The sequence below is a fragment of the Roseiconus nitratireducens genome (assembly GCF_008629675.1).
In the GTDB taxonomy this organism is placed as follows: Bacteria; Planctomycetota; Planctomycetia; order Pirellulales; family Pirellulaceae; genus Stieleria; species Stieleria nitratireducens.
In genome coordinates, this window is sequence record NZ_VWOX01000004.1 from 283,699 (window position 1) to 303,073 (window position 19,375).

14 protein-coding genes are annotated in these 19,375 nt (G+C 61.2%); 4 read left to right on the plus strand and 10 right to left on the minus strand.

The genetic code is table 11. The annotated features are described in order from the left end of the window. Positions 1 to 143: 143 nt before the first annotated feature. The 7 genes from FYK55_RS09000 to ffh all read right to left on the minus strand — a co-directional run bounded on the left by FYK55_RS09000 (position 144) and on the right by ffh (position 8,265). Complete coding sequence (locus tag FYK55_RS09000) at positions 144 to 1,946, minus strand: DNA-methyltransferase (RefSeq protein WP_150076065.1); 1,803 nt, start codon at positions 1,944 to 1,946, stop codon at positions 144 to 146. A gap of 69 nt (positions 1,947 to 2,015) precedes the next feature. Continuing rightward, positions 2,016 to 4,022: an arylsulfatase gene (locus FYK55_RS09005; RefSeq protein ID WP_150076066.1), complete on the minus strand. Its 2,007-nt coding sequence runs from the start codon at positions 4,020 to 4,022 to the stop codon at positions 2,016 to 2,018. A 178-nt stretch (positions 4,023 to 4,200) separates the two neighbouring features. Continuing rightward, complete coding sequence (locus FYK55_RS09010; RefSeq protein WP_150076067.1) at positions 4,201 to 4,671, minus strand: YraN family protein; 471 nt, start codon at positions 4,669 to 4,671, stop codon at positions 4,201 to 4,203. 386 nt (positions 4,672 to 5,057) lie between these two features. Next, a complete protein-coding gene (gene rplS / locus FYK55_RS09015; RefSeq protein WP_150076068.1) occupies positions 5,058 to 5,411 on the minus strand; it encodes a 50S ribosomal protein L19 in 354 nt (117 codons plus the stop codon). Between the two features lie 91 nt (positions 5,412 to 5,502). Next, entirely contained in the window at positions 5,503 to 6,222 is a 720-nt protein-coding gene (gene trmD, locus FYK55_RS09020; RefSeq protein ID WP_150076069.1) for a tRNA (guanosine(37)-N1)-methyltransferase TrmD, read from the minus strand. Between the two features lie 54 nt (positions 6,223 to 6,276). Then, positions 6,277 to 6,717, minus strand: a complete 441-nt coding sequence (rpsP, locus tag FYK55_RS29975) for a 30S ribosomal protein S16 (RefSeq protein WP_150076070.1) — start codon at positions 6,715 to 6,717, stop codon at positions 6,277 to 6,279. Positions 6,718 to 6,786: 69 nt separating this feature from the next. Beyond that, positions 6,787 to 8,265: a signal recognition particle protein gene (gene ffh / locus FYK55_RS09030; protein ID WP_150076071.1), complete on the minus strand. Its 1,479-nt coding sequence runs from the start codon at positions 8,263 to 8,265 to the stop codon at positions 6,787 to 6,789. Between the two features lie 785 nt (positions 8,266 to 9,050). On the opposite strand from ffh, the gene FYK55_RS28960 reads away from it, so the two are divergent. Beyond that, positions 9,051 to 9,212 (plus strand): hypothetical protein, encoded by a 162-nt coding sequence (locus FYK55_RS28960; protein ID WP_161604384.1) that lies wholly within the window; start codon positions 9,051 to 9,053, stop codon positions 9,210 to 9,212. Between the two features lie 220 nt (positions 9,213 to 9,432). Beyond that, complete coding sequence (locus FYK55_RS09035) at positions 9,433 to 10,662, plus strand: DUF1559 domain-containing protein (RefSeq protein WP_150076072.1); 1,230 nt, start codon at positions 9,433 to 9,435, stop codon at positions 10,660 to 10,662. An 81-nt stretch (positions 10,663 to 10,743) separates the two neighbouring features. Here FYK55_RS09035 and FYK55_RS09040 read toward each other — a convergent pair whose 3' ends face one another. Continuing rightward, on the minus strand, positions 10,744 to 11,373 hold the full coding sequence (locus FYK55_RS09040) for an HAD family hydrolase (protein WP_235908544.1): 630 nt from the start codon (positions 11,371 to 11,373) through the stop codon (positions 10,744 to 10,746). Here FYK55_RS09040 and FYK55_RS09045 point away from each other — a divergent pair. Together FYK55_RS09045 and FYK55_RS09050 are read left to right on the plus strand one after the other, a co-directional pair. Continuing rightward, complete coding sequence (locus FYK55_RS09045; protein WP_161604385.1) at positions 11,372 to 12,616, plus strand: GspE/PulE family protein; 1,245 nt, start codon at positions 11,372 to 11,374, stop codon at positions 12,614 to 12,616. The two genes, FYK55_RS09040 and FYK55_RS09045, sit on opposite strands and share 2 nt — an antisense overlap. 156 nt (positions 12,617 to 12,772) lie before the next feature. After that, positions 12,773 to 14,089 carry a hypothetical protein gene (locus tag FYK55_RS09050; RefSeq protein ID WP_150076075.1) on the plus strand — a complete coding sequence of 439 codons (1,317 nt, stop codon included), beginning with the start codon at positions 12,773 to 12,775 and terminating at the stop codon, positions 14,087 to 14,089. A 135-nt stretch (positions 14,090 to 14,224) separates the two neighbouring features. Here FYK55_RS09050 and ccsA read toward each other — a convergent pair whose 3' ends face one another. Together ccsA and FYK55_RS09060 are read right to left on the minus strand one after the other, a co-directional pair. After that, positions 14,225 to 17,818 carry a cytochrome c biogenesis protein CcsA gene (ccsA, locus tag FYK55_RS09055; RefSeq protein ID WP_150076076.1) on the minus strand — a complete coding sequence of 1,198 codons (3,594 nt, stop codon included), beginning with the start codon at positions 17,816 to 17,818 and terminating at the stop codon, positions 14,225 to 14,227. Positions 17,819 to 18,052: 234 nt separating this feature from the next. Further along, positions 18,053 to 19,210 (minus strand): hypothetical protein, encoded by a 1,158-nt coding sequence (locus FYK55_RS09060; RefSeq protein ID WP_150076077.1) that lies wholly within the window; start codon positions 19,208 to 19,210, stop codon positions 18,053 to 18,055. Between the last annotated feature and the right edge of the window lie 165 nt (positions 19,211 to 19,375).

A 19,375-nucleotide genomic window follows, 5' to 3' on the forward strand; every position in this document is an offset into this window, starting at 1 on the left:
CTCGACTCCGCGATCCGGAAGGTACGCCACCGCCTGATCTTCGCCGGTCCTCGCGCCGCGATGGCTGTGGGGTAAGCCCGCGGCGAAGGAACCGCCCCGGATCGGCTGCCGGACGTTTGACTTCTGTCATTTCCGCCACGTGGTCAGACCGGCAAGAACTTGTTGAAATTCCAAACCGGTCGATACCACTTCTGCAATTGCAGTTGTCGCACCAGCCGATCACTTCCGATCGTCGACACCGGCAACCAGGCAAGCTGAAGGCATCGGAGATCGCGACGATCGACGGGCCAGGTCTGACGAGCGGCTTCGGAAAGCTGCAGCCTGAGCCTGGCTTGCAGGTTGGCGGTTTCGCCGCAGTAAAGTGAGGTCGCGTTCAATGAATTCGAGTTCAATGGTGTCGGACTGGCAGACGGATCGTCGACGTGACGGATCAGGTACGCGGCCGGCCCTTGCGGCAACTCATCCCAGTCCAGATCGGCCGCCCCCTGCCAGTCTTCCGGTTTGAATTTTCGCAGACCGAGCTTCCGGGAATTGGTCGCGTCCAAACGTCGCCGCGCCGCGGAGACCGCCTTGCGCAGTTTCAGTGCGGCCCAACGGTACTGCAACGCAGTGAATCCCGGTGCCCAACCGCCCGCCGCGGCATCGAACTGCTCTGCCAACCTCGGATCGCACAGGATCTCGTCCAATCCGGCGTCGGCGTAAAGCTCGCTGACGCTCCGCCACGCGATTTCCACAGCGAACAAAAAGGGATCCAGCTCTTCCCAATCAAACGCGGTTCGGTTGGACGTCGTGATGTCGGCCTGTTTCATCCGTCCGGATTTCCGCAACGCAAACAGGGCACGGTTGCGTTCGGCCGGTGTGCCATCCAACTCCGCCCGGTCGCAGCGGACCTGGAAGTCTTCGTTCAGCAGCGGATCGGCGACCACCCGATCGACCGAGTACCCACGGTTGGATTCGCAAAACGCTTGCACCAGCTGATCGGCGTGCCGGCCATCTTGCACCCAGTCGGAAACGGATTCGGCGAACCCTGGCAATTCAAGCGTGGTCGCTGCCGCGCGACGAGCCTTGGCCGAGTGCGTCGCCGGGGCGCTGGCTTTCGGTTCGGGCGAGCCTTCCAGCGAATCGCCCACCGCGACAGCCTCGATGCGGCGTTGTCCCAAGCGAGCGTACTCGGTGGACATTTCAAAACCCAAAAACTGTCGTCCCAGCTTCTTGGCAACCGCCAACGTCGTCCCGCTTCCCGAGAAAGGGTCCAAGACGACATCGTCCGGATTGGAACAGGACCGAATGATTCGCCCCAGCAATTGTTCGGGCATCTGGCAACCGTGGAAACCGGCCCGCTCCTTGAACGTCCCGGCGACCCGCGGAAAGTACCAGCAATCCTCGTCGGGCGTGAACGCGTCGACACAATCCTGCGGCCGCAAGATCCAGGTGTCGTCGGGCATGCGACCCTTGGGATTCGCACGTTTGTCGGCATACACCAATTGCCGTGCCGAGGGCACAGCGATCTCGGATGCGTTGAACGTGAATCGGCTGGGATCTTTGACGAAATGGAACAGGTGCGCATGGGACCGCGTGAACTTGGTTCGGCAATGCACGCCAAACGTGTAGTACCAAACGACCCAGGATCGAGGGTGAAATCCGATTCGCTGGGCTTCGACCTTCAACTCCGCCGCGTACTCATCTCCGATGGCCAACCAAAACGCGCCGCGGTCATCGAGCACACGATGGACTTCTCGCATCCATTGGCCGGACCATTCCAGATACTGGTCTGACTCCAACCGGTCATCGTACTGGTCGTACTCGTAACCGATGTTGAATGGCGGATCGGCAAATACCAGTTGGACGCTGGAAGCATCCATCGATCGCATGGCGTCGATGCAATCACCCTGGTGAATGCGTCCGGGACCAATCTCGCGAGCCCGATTCTCCGCAGCTGTTTCCATCAATTCGTTCCCGTTCGTCCTGGAGGCGACGCCCCGATCTGACAATTCCTGCCCCTTCCCGCGGCTGACTTAGCGGACAGCTTTCCATTTCAATTCGATGGGCGCATCCAATCCGTCCGCCAGCGTGGTGACCGTCACCGGGTGCACACCCTTTTCCAGATGAATCTTGGTCGTGTACGGCTGGCCGGGTTGGAACGCGAAATCCGCGTCGATCAACGTCGCATCATGAATTCGCGCGAATGCCCGCGCCCGGGAATTCAGTGTGACTTCATACCAGCCGGTTTCGGGAGCTTGGAAAGTCCCTTCGAAGTGGATGGCGCCACGCTCGGCGATGGCGGACAGGTCGGCCGAACGTCCCGAGCCTTGGGGATCCAGTGCGGAAACCTCCGGCACGTACGGGAACTTGCCCGGATACAACGTCCACTTCCAGTTGTCTTGCGGGGCAATGTCCAAAGACGGCACCGGAGCGTCGTCGTAGGGCCGCTTGGCAGACGCGTTGCTGCGACGCAGCTGCAGGACGCGGGCCTGCATCTTCCGCTGCAGCTCTTCAAACTTGGGACTCGTCCCCGCCAAATCTTTCAATTCTTTCGGGTCCGCCTGCAAATCGAAGATCTCGAACGGCTGATCATGTTTCTTGACGTCGACGCGGACGCCCTTGTATCCGTCAACAAACACGACCTGCATTTGTCCGCGACGCTGGTTCCGCTTCGCGTCCTGAAAATCCTGGTAATCCGGCGTCTTGCCGCCATTGAAGTACTCGATGTAAACCTGGCCCGGCTGTTGCTCTCCGCGACCGGTCAGCGTCGGCAACAATGAAACACCGTCGGTCCGAGCGGGTGGAGCGATCCCGGCGGCATCGGCAAACGTCGCCATCCAATCGTGAAACTGAGACGGGTGCTGATCGACCGAACCGGCGGCGATTTGCCCCGGCCACCAGGCCAACGTGCCGACGCGAATTCCGCCTTCCCAAACATCCCGTTTGGTGCCGTCAAAGGGACCGTAGGACTGAAACGACTGCGGCGTGTAGTTCGCGTTTTGCAGGTAGGCCTCGTGATGCGGGCCGTTGTCGCAACTGATCACCACCAACGTGTTTCGATCGATCGACAGATCCTTCAGCGTTTGCAACAAGTCGCCGACGCAGTTGTCGATGCGGCGCACCATCGTCGCGAAACGCTCCTCCACGTCCGACCATCCCTTGCCGGTGTAGTCGGGATACCGATATCCGTCGACGGTGCCCGTCGCCGTGTTGATCATCCGCCCGGGCTCACCGATCCACTGCAATCCGCCGGTCAGGCCATGGCCGTCGGGATACGGTGTCGACGGCAATTGCAATGCCGCGTGCGGGGTGTCGTAGGCCAGGTACAGAAAGAACGGGTCGTCGGCGCCACTTTGAACATGCGTGGCGATCCAGTCCTTGCTGCGGGCGGTGAACAGGTCGGTGGTGTAGCACTTGGCCAAGTCCTTGCTGACCTCCTGGTCATTGTGCCAGACCTGTTTCGGAGTGCGGTGCGAGGGGCTGTTGCCAAGGTCCCACGTCTCGGCCGGATAATGAATGTGGCCGTCCCGATGACGAACGTAACCGTAGAACTGGTCGAACCCGCGTTTGGTCGGATAGGCCGACCACTCGTCCGGCGATTCACCGTCGCCTTGCAGTCCGTACTTGCCGACCAGCCAGGTTTTGTACCCCGCCGACTTCATCACGCTGGCCAGCGTGTGATTGTTGGCCAGCGCTTTGTCGAACTGGTTGTCGCGCACCTCCGCATGCCCCTGGTGCACTCCACTTAGCAGAGACGACCGGCTGGGGGCGCAAACCGGAGCCGGACAGTAATGCGCCCGCATTTGCATGCCTTCGGCGGCCATCTGATCCAGCATCGGTGTCTGATGCGTTTTATCGTGCTTGGACTCGTTCTGGTACAGAACGCCGAAGTCGCCCCACCCCATGTCATCCAACAGGATAAAGATCACGTTCGGACGTGTGCCAGCCGAATCGGTCTGAACCTGGACCTGAACCTGGGCCTGGACCGGCCCGGTCGCGGCGATGCCGAGCAACAGGATTGCGAACAAGTGACGAACCATGGCGAATATCATCCTGGGGAATGGCGGCGGAGTTCAGCGCGCGGGCGGATTCTGACCGCCAGTTTAGCAACGCGGGCCCTCGCTGCGAGCACGTGCCACCCGGTCGATTCAGGCAGCCGTCGGATTTTCCACCCCCATCGGATGCCGCTGCCGCTACGCGAAGACGACCGGTCGACGTTCAAGCCCAAAACTGAAAATCGCCGGCCGCTTCAAAGGCGTGTTCGTAATGCCGAACCGCGGATGGCTGGTCTTGATCAACCGGCCACCAAACGGCGATCACGTCGAAGCGGCAGGGGGTGCCCAACATTTGACGCCGTTTCAGAAATCGCAGCGCCGCGCGCGTCAGCCTGACTTGCTTCTCCGCATCGACCCGATCAGCGGGGTGCCCGGGGCGGTGCGATTGCAGGGTTTTGACTTCGACAAACACCAACGCACGTGTCTTTCGATCCGCCGCGATCAGATCGATTTCCCCGGCCCAGTCGGATTCGTTCTCGGCAACGACGACCAAGCCCTTTCGCCGCAGCAGTCGCGCCGCGACCTGTTCCCCGCGACGCCCGACCGACGCATCGGGGTCGACACGACCGAACCGCCAGGCGACGTAGCGATCACGCACCCAGTTCCAATGCCGCCGGACATCAAACGTGCGCATCTTTGCCCCATCACCGCGCAACCGATTTGAGTTTCGTTTAGACCCCGCCAATTTACGAAGTCGATGTCGCCACCCATCGCCAGACGGTGGAAAGCCACGCTCTGGCGAGCGTGGCTACTTGTTCTCATTTGTGACCAGCGACGTCGTGTTCGGCCACTTCACCCTCCCGCTTGCGGGAGGGTCGGAGGCGAGGCACGAGACTCCGGGGAGGGTAGAACCCGAAGCGGATGTCAACGACGCACGGCTCAGCAACAACCCTCCCCGCGTCGTCGCGGGGCTCCTCCGCGACCCTCCCGCTCGCGGGAGGGTGAACCAGAGAACGCCTGACATTGATCGCCAGATGGACCTTTGCGGAAATGCCCCACAAAAGCAAGGCAGTTGAACCACTAGTTGCGACGACGTTCTTTCAGGCGGACCGCCTTTCCGGTTCGTCCACGCAGGAAGTACAGCTTGGCGCGACGAACGACACCGCTGCGTTTCACTTCCACCTTTTCGATACGGGGGCTGTGCACGGGGAACTTTCGCTCCACGCCTTCGCCGGCGACGATGCGACGGACGGTGAACATTTCCTTGGAACCGCTTCCCGAAAGGGCGATCACGACTCCGGTGAAGACCTGAATCCGCTCCTTGTTGCCTTCCAAAATACGCAGGTGAACATCGACGGTATCGCCGATCTCGAACTGAGGCGGATTCTCCTTCAGCGAAGACGCCTCGACCTTATCCAAAATGGCCTGACTCATGTTCTTTCTTCTCTCGGGCTTGAATGGGGTGGCTGTGTGGTTGGTTCAAATACGGGGAAGGTTGAAGGTTCGGTCTGAGCGTCCGAGACGATCAATTCCCAAAGGGTTCCACGTTGTTATTTTCCGGATCGAGCAGATCGGCACGCCGCTGCTCGGTTCTCAATCGGGTCTGTTCGTTGCGCCAGCGGGCGATCGCCTGGTGATTGCCGCTTAGCAAAACCTCAGGAACGGGCAGCCCCCGAAACTCCCTCGGTCGTGTGTACTGTGGAAACTCCAACAACCGATTCCCTCGGCTGAACGAATCGTCCACAGAACTGTTTTCGTCACCGAGCACGCCGGGCAGCAACCGCACGACGCTGTCGATGATGGTCATCGCGGCGACTTCACCGCCGTTGAGCACGAAGTCGCCAATACTGATTTCTTCTGGTTGCAACAGGTCGACCACTCGCTGATCAAATCCCTCGTAACGTCCGCACAACAGCATCACGCGGGGGCTGCCGGCCAAGTCCTCGGCCATCGGTTGGTCGAACCGACGCCCCTGCGGGGTCAGCAACACCTTGCGTGCGGGTGTCGGGCAGGATCGCTCCACGTCTTCGACGCAACGCACGGTCACATCGACTTGCAGCAACATGCCGGGCCCGCCTCCGAACGGTCGGTCATCGACCTTGCGGTGCGGTGTGTCGGCCGCCCAGTCTCGCAAGTCATGGCGTTGGATTTCAACCAGATCTTTCTGGATCGCTTTTTCCAACAGACTCTGCGTCAGGTAGCCGTCAAAGATCGCCGGGAACAGCGTCACGATGTCAAATCGCACTCGTCAAGTCTCCGGTGATCACCAATCGCCGACCAAGGACCGAAACCGCGGCAACTATTCCGTGGCCGCTTCGGTTTCCGCCTTGGCTTCACCATCTTCAGCCGGGGTTTCTTCGGCAGCAGCTTCTTCGGCGGGCTCCTCGGCTTTCGCCTCGGCGGCCGGCTTGGGAGCTTCCTGCGGTGCCGGAGTGTACTCCTTCCGTTTCCCCAGGCGCTCCAGGGCTTCCTTCTGGGCTTCCAAGTGCGTGCCTTCGGTGCCGTACTTCTTGATCAGGACGGCGACCTTTTCGCTGGGCTGGGCACCGACGCTCAACCAGTGGTCGATCCGGTCGGCCTTCAACTGGGCCCGCGCATCGGTCTCCGGCAACATCGGATCATAAAAACCCAATTCCTCGATCACGCGACCGTCGCGTGGCGACCGCTGGTCCATTGCGCAAACACGGAAAAAGGGCCGGTGGGTACGCCCCATCTTTTTCAGACGGATTCGAACTGCCATTTCAAACTTGCTCCAGGAAAAAACAACATATCTCTGTGTGGATCGTTTTGGATTCGGACCGACGCTCGGCTACCGATTCTTACTTCGTTTCTTTTGCCGCTTGAGCTTGTCGCGTTGTTTACGCATCTTCGCCCGCTCGGCGTTGGACAACCGTTTTCCGGTCCCCTTCTTGACCTTCATGTGCCCCAGATTCGGATCGCCGCTGGCCATCGCCCCCTGCAACTGCTGCATCATCTGGGCGCGGTCCATCATCGAGCCGCCGGCCATTCCCTGCATCAAAGGCTTCATCACCTCGAACTGCTTGACCAGTTGCGTGATGACGGGCGTCTGCACTCCGGCGCCTTTGGCAATCCGGGTCCGGCGGGCCGCGTCGATCAGTTTGGGATTCCGCCGCTCCTGGGCGGTCATGCTGTTGATCGCACCGATGGTCTGCCGAATTCCGCCGGCGGCCTCTTCGCTTTCCAAGGCCTCCTTGAATTGGCCCATGCCGGGCATCAGGCCCATCATCCGGCCCATCAGGCCCGGCTTGTTGACCTTCTCCATCATGTTCTTGAAATCGTCCAGGGTGAAGTCACCGGAGGCCATTTTGGCTTCCAACTCTTCACGCTCTTTCTCGTCGACGATTCGGTGCGCCTCGGCCGCCGCCGCGACGATGTCACCCATCTGCAGGATCCGCCCCGCCATCCCCTCGGGCCGAAACGGCTCCAGGGCGTCCAGGTGCTCCCCGGTGCCGATGAACTTGATCGGCACCCCGGTGACGTGCTTGACCGACAACAACGCCCCGCCGCGGGCATCGCCATCAAGCTTGGTCATGATCACGCCGTCCAGCTCCAACGCCTTGTTGAACGCATCGGCACTGTTGACCGCATCCTGCCCGGTCATTCCGTCGACCACCAGGTAGACCTGGTCGGGATGGACCTTGCTGTCGATCCGGCCCAGTTCGGCCATCAACGCTTCGTCGATCGCCAACCGGCCGGCCGTGTCCAGGATCACCACGCGGGCATCCTCTTCGATCGCCTTGGCCACACCGTTGCGACAGACCTGGACGGGATCCTGGTTGCCGGGCTCGCTGTAAACCGGGACGTCCAACTGCCGCCCGATCACGTGCAATTGCTCGATCGCCGCCGGACGCTGCAAGTCAGCCGCGACGAGGGTCGGCTTGATGTTCTGCTCTTTCAACAGCTGCGAAAGCTTGCCACAGGTTGTGGTTTTCCCACTCCCCTGCAACCCGCACAGCATGATGATCGTGGGGCCGTCTTTCTTCAGGTGAATGGCCGGGTCGACCGGCCCCAAAATCGAAACCAGTTCCGAATGGACGATCCGGACCAATTCCTCTTCCGGACGCAGGCTCAGCAGGACCTTCTTTCCCAGAGCACGCTCGCTGACGTGCTTCATGAATTCCTGAACGACCGGGTAGCTGACGTCGGCTTCCAGCAGGGACCGCTGAACGATCTCCAACCCCTCGCGCATATTTCCTTCGGTCAGCTTGCCTTTGCCACGCAAGCTTTTGAATGCCGATTGCAATCCGTCCGAAAGGTTGTCGAACACGCGAAGTCAGGAAATTGTCGAAGGGGAAATCAGGACCGGCCGCACCCCGCCGGCAGCGACCACCACGGCACTGCCGCCGTCGTCACCGGACGCGCCGGAAACCACTCGGGACGCTCGGCGGGACAGCCGATGGCTGCCCTGGCCGGGTTCCTCAAACTGGGTCCCGAAACGGGGTTCCTGAACCGCGGAAAACGCGACTTTCCCGCGGCGAACGCCCCGGGCAGGAGCCATCCACGTCGGACGTCCAACGCGTCACGCTGGCGGTCAACTGCCCAGCACGGGTCCGCGCGTGATCCACACGGATCGAACGTGCCGAAGGAGCCCCATTGAGGCGCACCGCTAGCGGCGTCAGGAAAGCCCGGCAGTTTACGGACAACCACGGCGTTTTGTAAATGGACAAAGCCGCCACTTTCGCGGCCGATTCGGTCTCCGACGACCGGCCATCGCACCTGAAGCGACGCCGCAACCGCCGCCCAGCCCGGCAACACGCCTCGCCCCCTCGGTAATGCCGCTGAAAACCCCACTAGTCGGCGACGGTCGATCCCATAGCAGCCTTTCCACCACGCTGGCCGCTAACCCTCCAATTGCGGGAAGGTTTCTCAATGCCGGTGAAAAATACTCAATTTTAAAGAATTTTTCCACAGAAAAGCCGCAGATCGGGTCACTAACTGCGTGCAATGGGGGCACCAGCCCCTTAGGTTGAGGATTGGACCATGCTGGGCGGAAAGTCGCCAGCGGCAGTGTCCTGGGCCAATTTTCTTCCCTTCTCGAACCGACGTTGGAACATGAAACATCTGCTCCCCTCCCTCCTGTTCTCCCTCTGCCTGCTGCCTTTGGTCGGTTGTGGCCAGAGCAATGAGCCACAAGCGGTCACGACCGACGAAGACGAGATCGCGGCCTACGAGGCGGCCCTGGAAGGCGAAGAAACACCGGACGTGACTCAGTGAGCCAGTCCAGTTCCGGCGCTGACGGCAGCCCGGTGCACCGCACCGTTGCCGTCGGCTGCTCATCGAACCGCCAGCTGCACTCCTGAGGCTGGCGGGATTTCGGAGCCTACCACGGCTCCGACGCTCGCGAAGCGATGGATCGACGGGTTCGATCCGCGACGCACCCACCACGGTGCGGCGCTCTTTTCTTTTTATCCTTTTATTCGGAGGCTGCGTTGCAATGGCAACCAAACGAAACGCGTTCACGCTAGTGGAGTTACTGGTCGTGATCGCCATCATCGGGATCCTTGTGGGACTCCTGTTACCGGCCGTCCAGGCGGCCCGTGAAGCGGCTCGACGCATGAGCTGCAGCAATAATTTCAAGCAGATCGGTCTGGGCATTCACAACTATCATTCCGCCTTCAAACAACAGCCCATCCACGGGACCGGGGCCACCAACGAGACGCAGAACGGCTGGCAGCAGGCCGATGATCCGGGTCCGGCTGCGGGCCCGCCGATCGGGTACACCCGCTACATGCTCAGCTACCTGGTTGGGATCCTGCCGTTCGTCGAACAACAGGGGATGTGGGAAACCATTTCCAGCCCCAGCGTCGACGAAGAGGGCGAATCCTGGCCGGCAATGGGTCCGGCTCCCTACGCAATTCGCTACAAGCCTTGGGCGTCGGATGTGCCGACCTATCGCTGCCCCAGCGATCCCGGTTACGGCCTGCCGGCAGTGGGACGCACCAACTACGCCGCCTGCACCGGCGACGCAATTGCTCGGAACAACATCGGCGGAGCACGTTTCGCCGGCGGATACTGGCGGCACTGGCAGGAAACCTTTCTGGTCCGCCAAGTCAAAGGATCGATGCGTGGGATGTTCATTCCGCGTTACTCGTCCAAATTTCGCGACACGTTGGACGGGCTGTCCAACACCGTGCTGTGCGGTGAAATCGCGACCGGATTGGGCGACCGCGATATTCGCACCGCCCCCGCACTGCAGCAGGGCGGCTACTGGGGTAACGGCGTTCACGGCAATCCGTCCCACTGCCAGCAACAGGGGCTGATCGATCCGGAACGGCCGAAGTTCTGGTTGCCCTCGACCAATATTTCGGGAGCCGGTGGTCGCCGCGGATACCGCTGGGCCGACTTCCGCCCGTTGTACAGCCAAGTGGCGACTATCCTGCCGCCCAACCGCGAACTCTGCCTGGCAGGCGGCCACGCCTCTCACGGCCTGGTCGGCGTCAGCAGCCGGCACCAGGGCGGAGCCCACGTGTTGATGGGTGACGGTGCGGTGATCTTCATCACCGACTCGATCGAAGCGGGCAACTCCAACGCCGAACCGGTTTGGATCCGCAACAACAACCAGCAGAGCTCCAACCCGCCGGGTTCGCCCAGCCCCTACGGACTGTGGGGAGCGATGGGCACGCGTGCTTCAAATGAAACGATCGACGAGCAATTGAATCAGTAGATTCCTCGGCTCGGGATCGTTGATCCGACCCGACGCCGGTGGTTCGCCTGAATGCAAGGGCGGCCGCCGGCGTTTTTTCATTTAACGGACATCCACCCAGGCCATTCCGGCCGACTCGGCGGCGCGAAAGCCCAGCGGCGAGTCTTCGAACACGACGCAGCGCTCGGGTTGGACGTCCAACCGCCGAGCCGCCTCCAAGAACACGTCCGGCTCGGGCTTGTGCCGCTGCGTATCTTCCGACGCGACGACCGTCTGGAACAACTCCGCGATCTCCAGGATTGCCAATTGCTCCTGCACCACCGTCCGTGGGCTGCCGCTGGCGACGGCCATCGGCTTCTTTTGGAAATACGCCACGGCGACATTGCACACCCCCTGGTTCCGCCGCACCCGCGGGATCAAGGTTCGAAACAGGGTTTCCTTTTCGTCGGCGACGCCCACCGCATCAACCGACACGCCCTGCTCGGAAGCCAGCATCGCGACGATCTTGTCGCTCGGCATTCCTCCCATCGAATAGAATCGTTCTTCGGTGAACTCGATTCCGTAACGGGACATCGTTTCGTGCCAGGCGACGTAGTGCACGGGCATCGAATCTGCCAAGGTGCCGTCACAGTCGAAAATCAAGCCGTCGTATTGCTGAAAGTCGTCGGGATTCATTTCGGCAAAGATGGCACATCCGACCGATCCGCGTAACCCTGCAACCGGCCGATTCATGAACCAGCCTCCCCAGATCCTGCCCAGCGTCTCGGCCCCCAAGACGCCGCAAAAGGACGATGCTTCGAGCGAGAAATCGTCTGGCGAAAACGTTGCGTTCTGCGACTCGATCTTTGCCAAAGCCTTCCAGGCCGGTGCGTCGGACATCCACTTCGAACCCTTCGAGCAAGCGTTTCGCGTCCGGATCCGGGTCGACGGCACGCTCTCTCAGATCGCCGCCGGACCCGCCGCCGATTACCCGCAAATCTCCTCCCGCGTCAAAATCCTGTCGGAGTTGGATATCGCCGAACGGAGGCGACCCCAGGAAGGACGAATGCGGTTGGTGATCGACGGGCGCAGCGTCGACTATCGGGTCTCCTCGGTACCCACGCGGTTTGGCGAAAAGATCGTGCTGCGGGTCGTCGACGCCACCGGCTTGAAAGCGGACCTGACGCAATTGGGAATGAATGCCAAGGAAGCCCAATTGATGGCCGAGGCGACCAGCCAACAGTACGGCATGTGCCTGGTAACCGGCCCGACCGGCAGCGGCAAAACGACGACGCTGTACTCGGCGATCAATCGGCTCAATCACATGGACCGCAACATCAGCACCATCGAAGACCCGGTCGAATTCAACGTCTTCGGGATCACCCAGATCAGCGTGCGAAGAGACCTGAACATGGATTTCGCGCAGCTGCTGCGACTGCTGCTGCGTCAAGACCCGGACGTGATCCTGGTCGGCGAGATCCGGGATACCGAAACCGCCCGGACGTCGTTTCAAGCCGCCATGACCGGTCACATGGTGCTTTCCACCCTGCACACCAACGACACCGTTTCGGCCATCGCCCGCCTGCGGGATATGGACATTGAACCGTTCCTGATCACCGCCGCGCTCAACCTGGTCGTCGCCCAACGTCTGGTGCGGCGGATCTGCCAGCATTGCAAAGCCCCGGTCAATGTCTCCGCGGCACAGTTGAAGGCACTCGGCATCGGCGAAAAGCAGGCCGCTCAAGCCAGCTTTCACCGCGGCCGTGGTTGCCCCAAGTGCAACGGATCGGGGTGCCGCGGACGGATCGCCATATTCGAAATGCTGTCAATCAGTTCCGCCATCCGCGATATGATCTTCGAAAACGCCTCCACCGAGTTGCTTCGCCAGCAGGCCATCAAGGAAGGCATGCGGACACTACGGATCAGCGCCCTGAGCAAGGCCTTTCAAGGGTTGATCACGCTGGAGGAAGCGTCCCTGTTCACCGGACGCACCTGAGGCCCGCCACCGACGAGGCCGATCCGTGTTCGGAGCACTGAAGTGCTAGCAAAAACCAGTTCGATTTGATCGATCCGGTGATGGGAACCGATCTACCGGCGGGGCGGGCCAGAAACCTAGAATCTCGAGCGGACTTTCCTAACTTGAGGTGCATGGATGCATGAACGGACCCAGCGAGCGGTGGCTCGGTTGTTGTTCGTTTTCTGCTGCGCGTTGCCTTCTTCCGGCGTGTTACTTGCCATCCTGATCACCTGGACCCCGTGGTATCAGAATCGACAACTGGCCAGGATCACCTACCAGCTCAACCGTGAAACCGGGCTCGTTTTCCAGATCGACGGCATCCGCCAGATTGCCCCCGGAAAGTACGTGCTGGACAACGTCCGTCTGAATCACCCGGAAACGGGACACCGCGTCGCGACCGTCCGAACCGTTGACTACTTCGCCGGTCCGGAGCGCATCGGGATCTTGTTGCATCAGCCTGAATTGCAATCGTCCGGGCTGGGGCGGGCCTGGAACCTGTTGCACGATCGCGTCATCAGCCGGCCCGAACACACGTTGTTGCCGATCTCCATCGCGGCGACCGACCTGACAATTCGCAGCCGTACCGGATCACTTTCGCTGCGCGACGTCAGCGTCTCGCTGAACCCGGAAGCCGACGGGGTGCGAATGTTTGCCGAAGCCGGTGACGCCATGGCATCGATCGAGTCCTTGGTCCGCGTCACGTTGTTTCGCGATCGCAGCGGACCGGTCCCGACGACCGAGCTGGTTGTTTCAACCGGCGAAACCAGTCTGCCCTGCTCTGCCCTGGCCGAGTTTTCGACCTTGGCCCGCCAACTGGGCGACGGCGCCCGCTTTACCGGGACGATGAAATGCCGCCAACATGCCGATGGTTGGTCCTATGATCTGGGCAGTTCCTCCGTGACCGGGATCGAGCTGAGCAAGTTCAGCGAGGACCTGCCGCATCGGGTCACCGGGACCGCCGACCTGCGATTGCAACGTGCCGTGATCGAACCGGGCAAGACGGTCAACGTGGCGGGAACCTTTCACGCCCGAGACGGTTGGATCGGCCGATCGCTGCTGCGGTCGATGCAGGAGCGATTGGGGTTCTCGCTGGAACATGTCGAAGAGGTCAGCACCACTCACGATGTTCAGTACGCGCTGGCGGCGTTTCATTTTTCGATCACGGATGAGTCGATGTCGATCAACGGTATTTGCGGACCGAATCGCGACTACGAGGGTTCCGAGGTGGGCGTCGCCCTGTGCGCCCACGGGCTGCCCATCGTGCGAACCGGCGGTGACCGGTTCTTTGCCGAGCAGATCATTGCCACGATTGCCCCACCGGGACGCGACGTGTCGCGCTGGCATCAGGTGTTTTTGCCAGCCCCACCTGCTCTGAGTGAATCGGGACAGCCGGCCGCGGCAATTCGCCGAGCCCGAGCCTGGTCCGGCGGCGAAACGATCCAGCAGCGTTAGCGGGATGGTTGGGCCGAAGGCCCTTCGGTTTGCCCAGCCCAGCCCGTCAGGGCTGGGACACCCATCGCCCCGCGACATGCAGGGCCAACGGCCCGGCCTTTTGTCATCACCGGAATCCACTCCGCGGTGAACTCATCACGACACGGGCTTCTCCGGGGGAAACGCCAACCCGGCAATGATGAAGGCGACCTGGGTGCCGATGAAAACGGACAACCACATCAACACGCCCTGGGTGAACCCGTAGCTGTGCAGGCCGATTCCCAACTCGTTGGTTCCGAACCAACTCCACGCGGTCACGATGTTGCCGCCGATGGCCAGGATCGAGAACCCTAGCGCTTTGACCATCCCGTCCCAACGGGCGTGCAACATCAGCGCGTTCCAAATCACGATCAACAGGGCGCCGTTCTCTTTGGGATCCCAGCCCCAGAATCGTCCCCAACTGTCATCCGCCCAAAGTCCGCCCAGGATGGTTCCGACGGTGCTGAACAGGATCCCGAAGCAGGCCGCCCCGTAGATCATCCGATACAGGGACCGCTGCGCCTTTTCACTCATCCCGGCCCAACAGCTGATCAGATAGCCGATCCCCAGGGTTCCGCCCACCAGCGTGGCCACGTAACCCAACGACACGCTGATCACGTGCGTCGCCAGCCAGAACTGGGTATCCAAAACGGCCTGCAAAACCGGCATCGTGTCACCGCTGCTCAATCCGTTGGCGACGAACAACGTCAACGCACCGGCGGTCGCGGCCAACATGTTGCCGAATCCGAGTTTGAAAATTCGCTCGGCGACCAAACCGAACAGCACGGCCGCCCAACCGATAAACACGGCTGATGAATAAATATTGATGACGGGCGCACGACCCGTGATGTAAATCCGACTGAGCAGCGTTGCGGAGTGGATCAGCAGGGCCACAAACAACACGCCCCAAGTCGCATTTCGCAAGCGATGGCCTCCCAGCGCGAAGTAACCCAACCCCATCACCAAACCGACCAGGTACAGCACCCGCGCCCACAGGCTGGGGGCATTCGATTCCATCCACCGTTCCAATCCAACCTTGCGAGTGTTGAACCCGGCGATGGGATAGTCACGCGAAAGCGCCAGTTGAGCATCCACCGCTTCGTTGAAACCTTCGTAGTCCTTTTTCTCGTCGGCGTAGCTCTTGATCATGGCGCTGAACGGTTCGCTGACCAGCGGCGAACCGTCATCGGGGCCGAGCCCTTTGGCGGCGTCCTCGAAGAACGCCGGCGCGAATGCCATCCAATCCGGATCGTTCACGCTGTTTTCCGCCTGACTCTTGCTGGGCGGAATGATCCGGGCCGCCGGCATCTGTTGGATTTGCTGCATCCGCTTTTGCAGTTCCGAAACGGCGAACTGCTGCACCATCGCTTCGGTGATCCCTTCCGGCAAGTTTTCGGTGGGAATCTCAGGCGGACGCGGCAACTGAAACGCTTCCGCGGTCAACATGTACTGCCGCGTGCGCCGATCCAGCTCCAACAGCTTTTTCTCTTTGAAGGATTGGGCGGCGACATCCTTGTTTCGGGCCAGTTGGATCAAATCGCTTGCTTCGGACCACTGGTCCAGCAACTCGTCCAACGAGTACAGCTTGCTCTCACGCCGCTCCAGCTTCAATTCGCTACGAACCTCCTCCGCGTCGACACGGAACATCGGCAGGTAGCGCAGCGCGGGCTCGTCGACGGCGACCTCCATCAGCCACTGCATCGCGGACAGCTTCTTGCCCTGCGCCCGCGACTCGATGGCGCCCGGGGCGTTGTCCAACGGCAACGATTCCCGATTGCTGATCGCTTTGAGCGTCTGGCGGGCGAACGCGTCCAGTGGCATGATGCGTCCGCCGAACTGCGTCGGGATCTTTCCGGCGGTGTAGAAATCGTATTCGTAGTCCCGCGTCTGCGGCCGCAGCGAGGTCAAGACCGCCGACCAGGGGATCAGCGCGACCAGACCGAACGCACCGGCGACCGCCATCGCGATCCAAATCGGTTTGCTCGACTGTCGTCGGCGGCGTTCCTCCGGATCCATCGCGGCAAGCTCTTTGGTCGTCTCACGCTCGCGACGTCCGACGAAGCGTTTGAGTGTTCCCAGGAAGTGGGCGAGCATTCCCAACGCCATGATGCTGCAGGCAACGTAAGGAATCAGCCAACCGCTGTTGCGCACCACCTGCAAACCGGTCAGCTCCTTTCCGCCCGGAAGCGCGGTGTAGCTGGACTGGAAGAAGGTTTCCCCGCGGTACCGCAACGGGTTGTTCATCCAGACCCGTTCGCGACGATCTTCCCCCGTTTCCGGATCGACAATCCGGATGTAGGAGCTGTAGTCACGGGGTGTTTCCGTCCCGCTGTAGTTGCGTCGCTGGACGTCTTCCAGCTGCACCCAGTACGGCTTGACCTCGCGGTGATACTTCAGCCCCAGCTTGTAATCGGTGTCGTCGACTCTCACGGTGTCGAAGACATCCTTGGCCGATCCGTCGGGAATCAACGTTTCGCGATCCGACAGCATTTGGCTGACCAGGTGCGTCTCCAGCGGCTTTCCGGAATCCTTGTCGATCAATTGGACGTACGCGGCTGCGACGTTGACCTCCGAATCGGTTCCCCCACGTTTTCGCGCCGGTGTCGCCTGGACCTGTTTGCCCAGACCGACCGTTGCGGGATTGTCCGGTTTCGGGTCGGTCAGGTCGGAGTTTTCGAAATAGTTCAGCACCTTCACATCAACCGGCAACGAGGGATCCTGGATCAGATCGCCGGTGCGACTCGCCTGTTCCAGACGCGAGCCCGGAATGGCCGTGACCTCGTCTTTCCCTTCCTGGCTGTTGATGAAAGCCAATTCGACTTTGTCCAGGTTGATCAAGGAATTGGTCGACGCGCCTTCGACCAGGCTGATGCGTTGTTCCAGTTGGCGATCGCCGAACGCGAACTGCCCCACCATCAACAGCCCCACGCCAAGGTGCAACAGCAGGTTCCCGCCCTGGCGTCCGAACAGCAAGATGCAACCGACCAACAAAATGACGCCGGCGCCCAGCCCCTTGGTCAACTGCCACACGATCCGCAGCCCCGGGTCACTGATTCGGACCCCACTGACCAGCGTGTACACAATGATGGCTCCCAGCAACGCGGCCGCGACAAAGCCGGCGATCCGCAAAGCTCGGCCGCGCACATTGATGGACGCGGCGGTCAAGCCAATCGCCGCCGCAATTCCGAACGCCTGAACCCACCGCCACAACGCCAGGTAGGAAATCGGTGGTGCTCCCTGCAGGCCGTCGCTGCTGTGACCGCTGGCAATGATCAGCCCGGCCGCGGAAAACCCCGCCAACAGAAAGACGATGCCCGCGGCCAGCCGACTGCCCGACGCGGAGATGCGAAACCGGGTGGCTTTGGATGCGATCAAATTCAGCATCAACAATGCCCCGATCAACGCGCCGCCGGGAAACGGAATGACGCCGGGAATTGGCTGGGCGTGTGGATAGAACGCCTGGGGAAGGAAATCGTCGAAATGCAGCCAGGCGATCCAGGACGTGAAGTACCGCAGCTTCACATCTTGCATGTTCAGTTCGTCTTGGGCCAACGTGCCGACCAACACGATGATCAGCGACGCCGCGAACAGGGCGACAGTCAACTTCAGTGACCCGATCGCTTTCAGCACGTCCGCTGCGGTGATCACATCGTGATCGTCGCGCGTCTTCCGGTCGAACAACGATTCGGGTGAATTCGGTGCGGTAGCCATGATTCTTCGATCCTGGTCAATGATTGGTCGAAACGGTAAGTCGCCACGGCTGCCACGCGCCGGACTTCGCCCGTCGTGTCGTCAGCCGGCTTCGATTCCTGAACGGGACTTGTTTTCTGAACCGGCCTCGCAGCTCCACTGCGAAGCCTGCCTGCTGCTCGAACACCTCACGGTCCCGTGAGTGGAAACACGAGGTTGACGAACGACACGAATGTTGACGAACGACACTTCCCCTTAGAACGAAAGCGACTTTAAAAATGTTCTCATCGCATCGGATTGCTCCGCGACCGTTTCGGGCGGACCGGTCATCTTGATGAACACGGTCTGCTGTCCCGGACGCGGCACCATCGTGGCGTCGATCGACTTCTGGCCCTGCTCCGGATCGCCTTCGATCACGAAACGCTGAGCCGGGAAACCGGAAATGGTCAAGCTCTCGGCATCAGCCAGCATTTTGTCGACTTCCTCATCGGCCGGCGGCTTCCCGGCAACCTGGCCCATCCAACGTGCGACATTATCCCGCACCTCTCCCAAAGCCGGAATGACGGTGACTTCGGCGGCAGCGTCCTCGCCTCCGACTTCGAACGATGCCCATCGCATCATGCTCTTGCGTCCGTCGCGCCATCCGTCCGGTCGCTCAAAGTCGACCTTCGGCTGCGCGGCATCGGTGGCCGGCGGCAAGTTGCCGGCGCCCGGGATCGCGGATGACGGTGGCCCGCCCGCTGCTGCCCCCGACGCCACTGGCCCGGGTGACATTGGCCCTGGCGAATTTGGCCCTGGCGAATTTGGCCCGCCACCGGAAAACGGTCCTGCGGAAAACGGCCCACCACCGGCCATCATGCCGCCGCCCCCGGCCGCGGCTTCGCCGGTCAAATCGACCCACACGGATTCTCCTTCGGCCGCCGGAACGTCCAACGGCTGCCCGCCGGACCACTTTTCATCGGACGGTTCCAGACTCAATTGGCCCCGCCAGCGATCCACATTCCGTTTGACGTAGTCGTCCCACGTGCCAAAGGAGGGCAAGTCGCTGACACTCAGGTCCAGCTGCTTCTTGGGCGTGTTGATGTCGATGGAGGCAAACCGCATCGGCTTGTCGCCACCCCGCCGCCACGTCTCCGGCAGCGGTTCCAGGACGGGGTTCCCGTCCTCGCCGAACTGGATGCCTTGGACAAATTGACGGAACTGATCATCCACCAGCTCGACGGCTTTTTCCGGCCCCATCACTTTGAAAAACCAGACCTTGTCACCCCGTGGCACGATCGCCCCCAGCATTCGCTGTTTCCCCGGCGCGAGCTGTTCGGGCACTTCCGTGGGAATCGTGTAGGTCACGACGCCTTCTTCAGAACCGCATCCGGCCAGCAACAGGCAACCAAACAGAACCGTAAGGCGCAGCACAGACCACGTTGCGCGCAGCAAACGCGAGGCACCAAAAGAGTGGACCGGTGACATAGAGATTGATTGGGGAGGGTTTGGATTCCGGTTCCTGGGCGGGAGTCATCCTGACCCATCCAGTATAGACGCGTCACCCGCGACGTGTCTCCACCCGAAATCCTACCCGTT

What these genes read in the sequence shown, in the direction of transcription:
- FYK55_RS09000 (WP_150076065.1), bottom strand. Translation starts at nt 1,946, where the DNA reads ATGGAAACAGCTGCGGAGAATCGGGCTCGCGAGATTGGTCCCGGACGC.
- FYK55_RS09005 (WP_150076066.1), bottom strand. Translation starts at nt 4,022, where the DNA reads ATGGTTCGTCACTTGTTCGCAATCCTGTTGCTCGGCATCGCCGCGACC.
- FYK55_RS09010 (WP_150076067.1), bottom strand. Translation starts at nt 4,671, where the DNA reads ATGCGCACGTTTGATGTCCGGCGGCATTGGAACTGGGTGCGTGATCGC.
- rplS (WP_150076068.1), bottom strand. Translation starts at nt 5,411, where the DNA reads ATGAGTCAGGCCATTTTGGATAAGGTCGAGGCGTCTTCGCTGAAGGAG.
- rpsP (WP_150076070.1), bottom strand. Translation starts at nt 6,717, where the DNA reads ATGGCAGTTCGAATCCGTCTGAAAAAGATGGGGCGTACCCACCGGCCC.
- FYK55_RS28960 (WP_161604384.1), top strand. Translation starts at nt 9,051, where the DNA reads ATGAAACATCTGCTCCCCTCCCTCCTGTTCTCCCTCTGCCTGCTGCCT.
- FYK55_RS09035 (WP_150076072.1), top strand. Translation starts at nt 9,433, where the DNA reads ATGGCAACCAAACGAAACGCGTTCACGCTAGTGGAGTTACTGGTCGTG.
- FYK55_RS09045 (WP_161604385.1), top strand. Translation starts at nt 11,372, where the DNA reads ATGAACCAGCCTCCCCAGATCCTGCCCAGCGTCTCGGCCCCCAAGACG.
- FYK55_RS09040 (WP_235908544.1), bottom strand. Translation starts at nt 11,373, where the DNA reads ATGAATCGGCCGGTTGCAGGGTTACGCGGATCGGTCGGATGTGCCATC.
- FYK55_RS09050 (WP_150076075.1), top strand. Translation starts at nt 12,773, where the DNA reads ATGCATGAACGGACCCAGCGAGCGGTGGCTCGGTTGTTGTTCGTTTTC.
- ccsA (WP_150076076.1), bottom strand. Translation starts at nt 17,818, where the DNA reads ATGGCTACCGCACCGAATTCACCCGAATCGTTGTTCGACCGGAAGACG.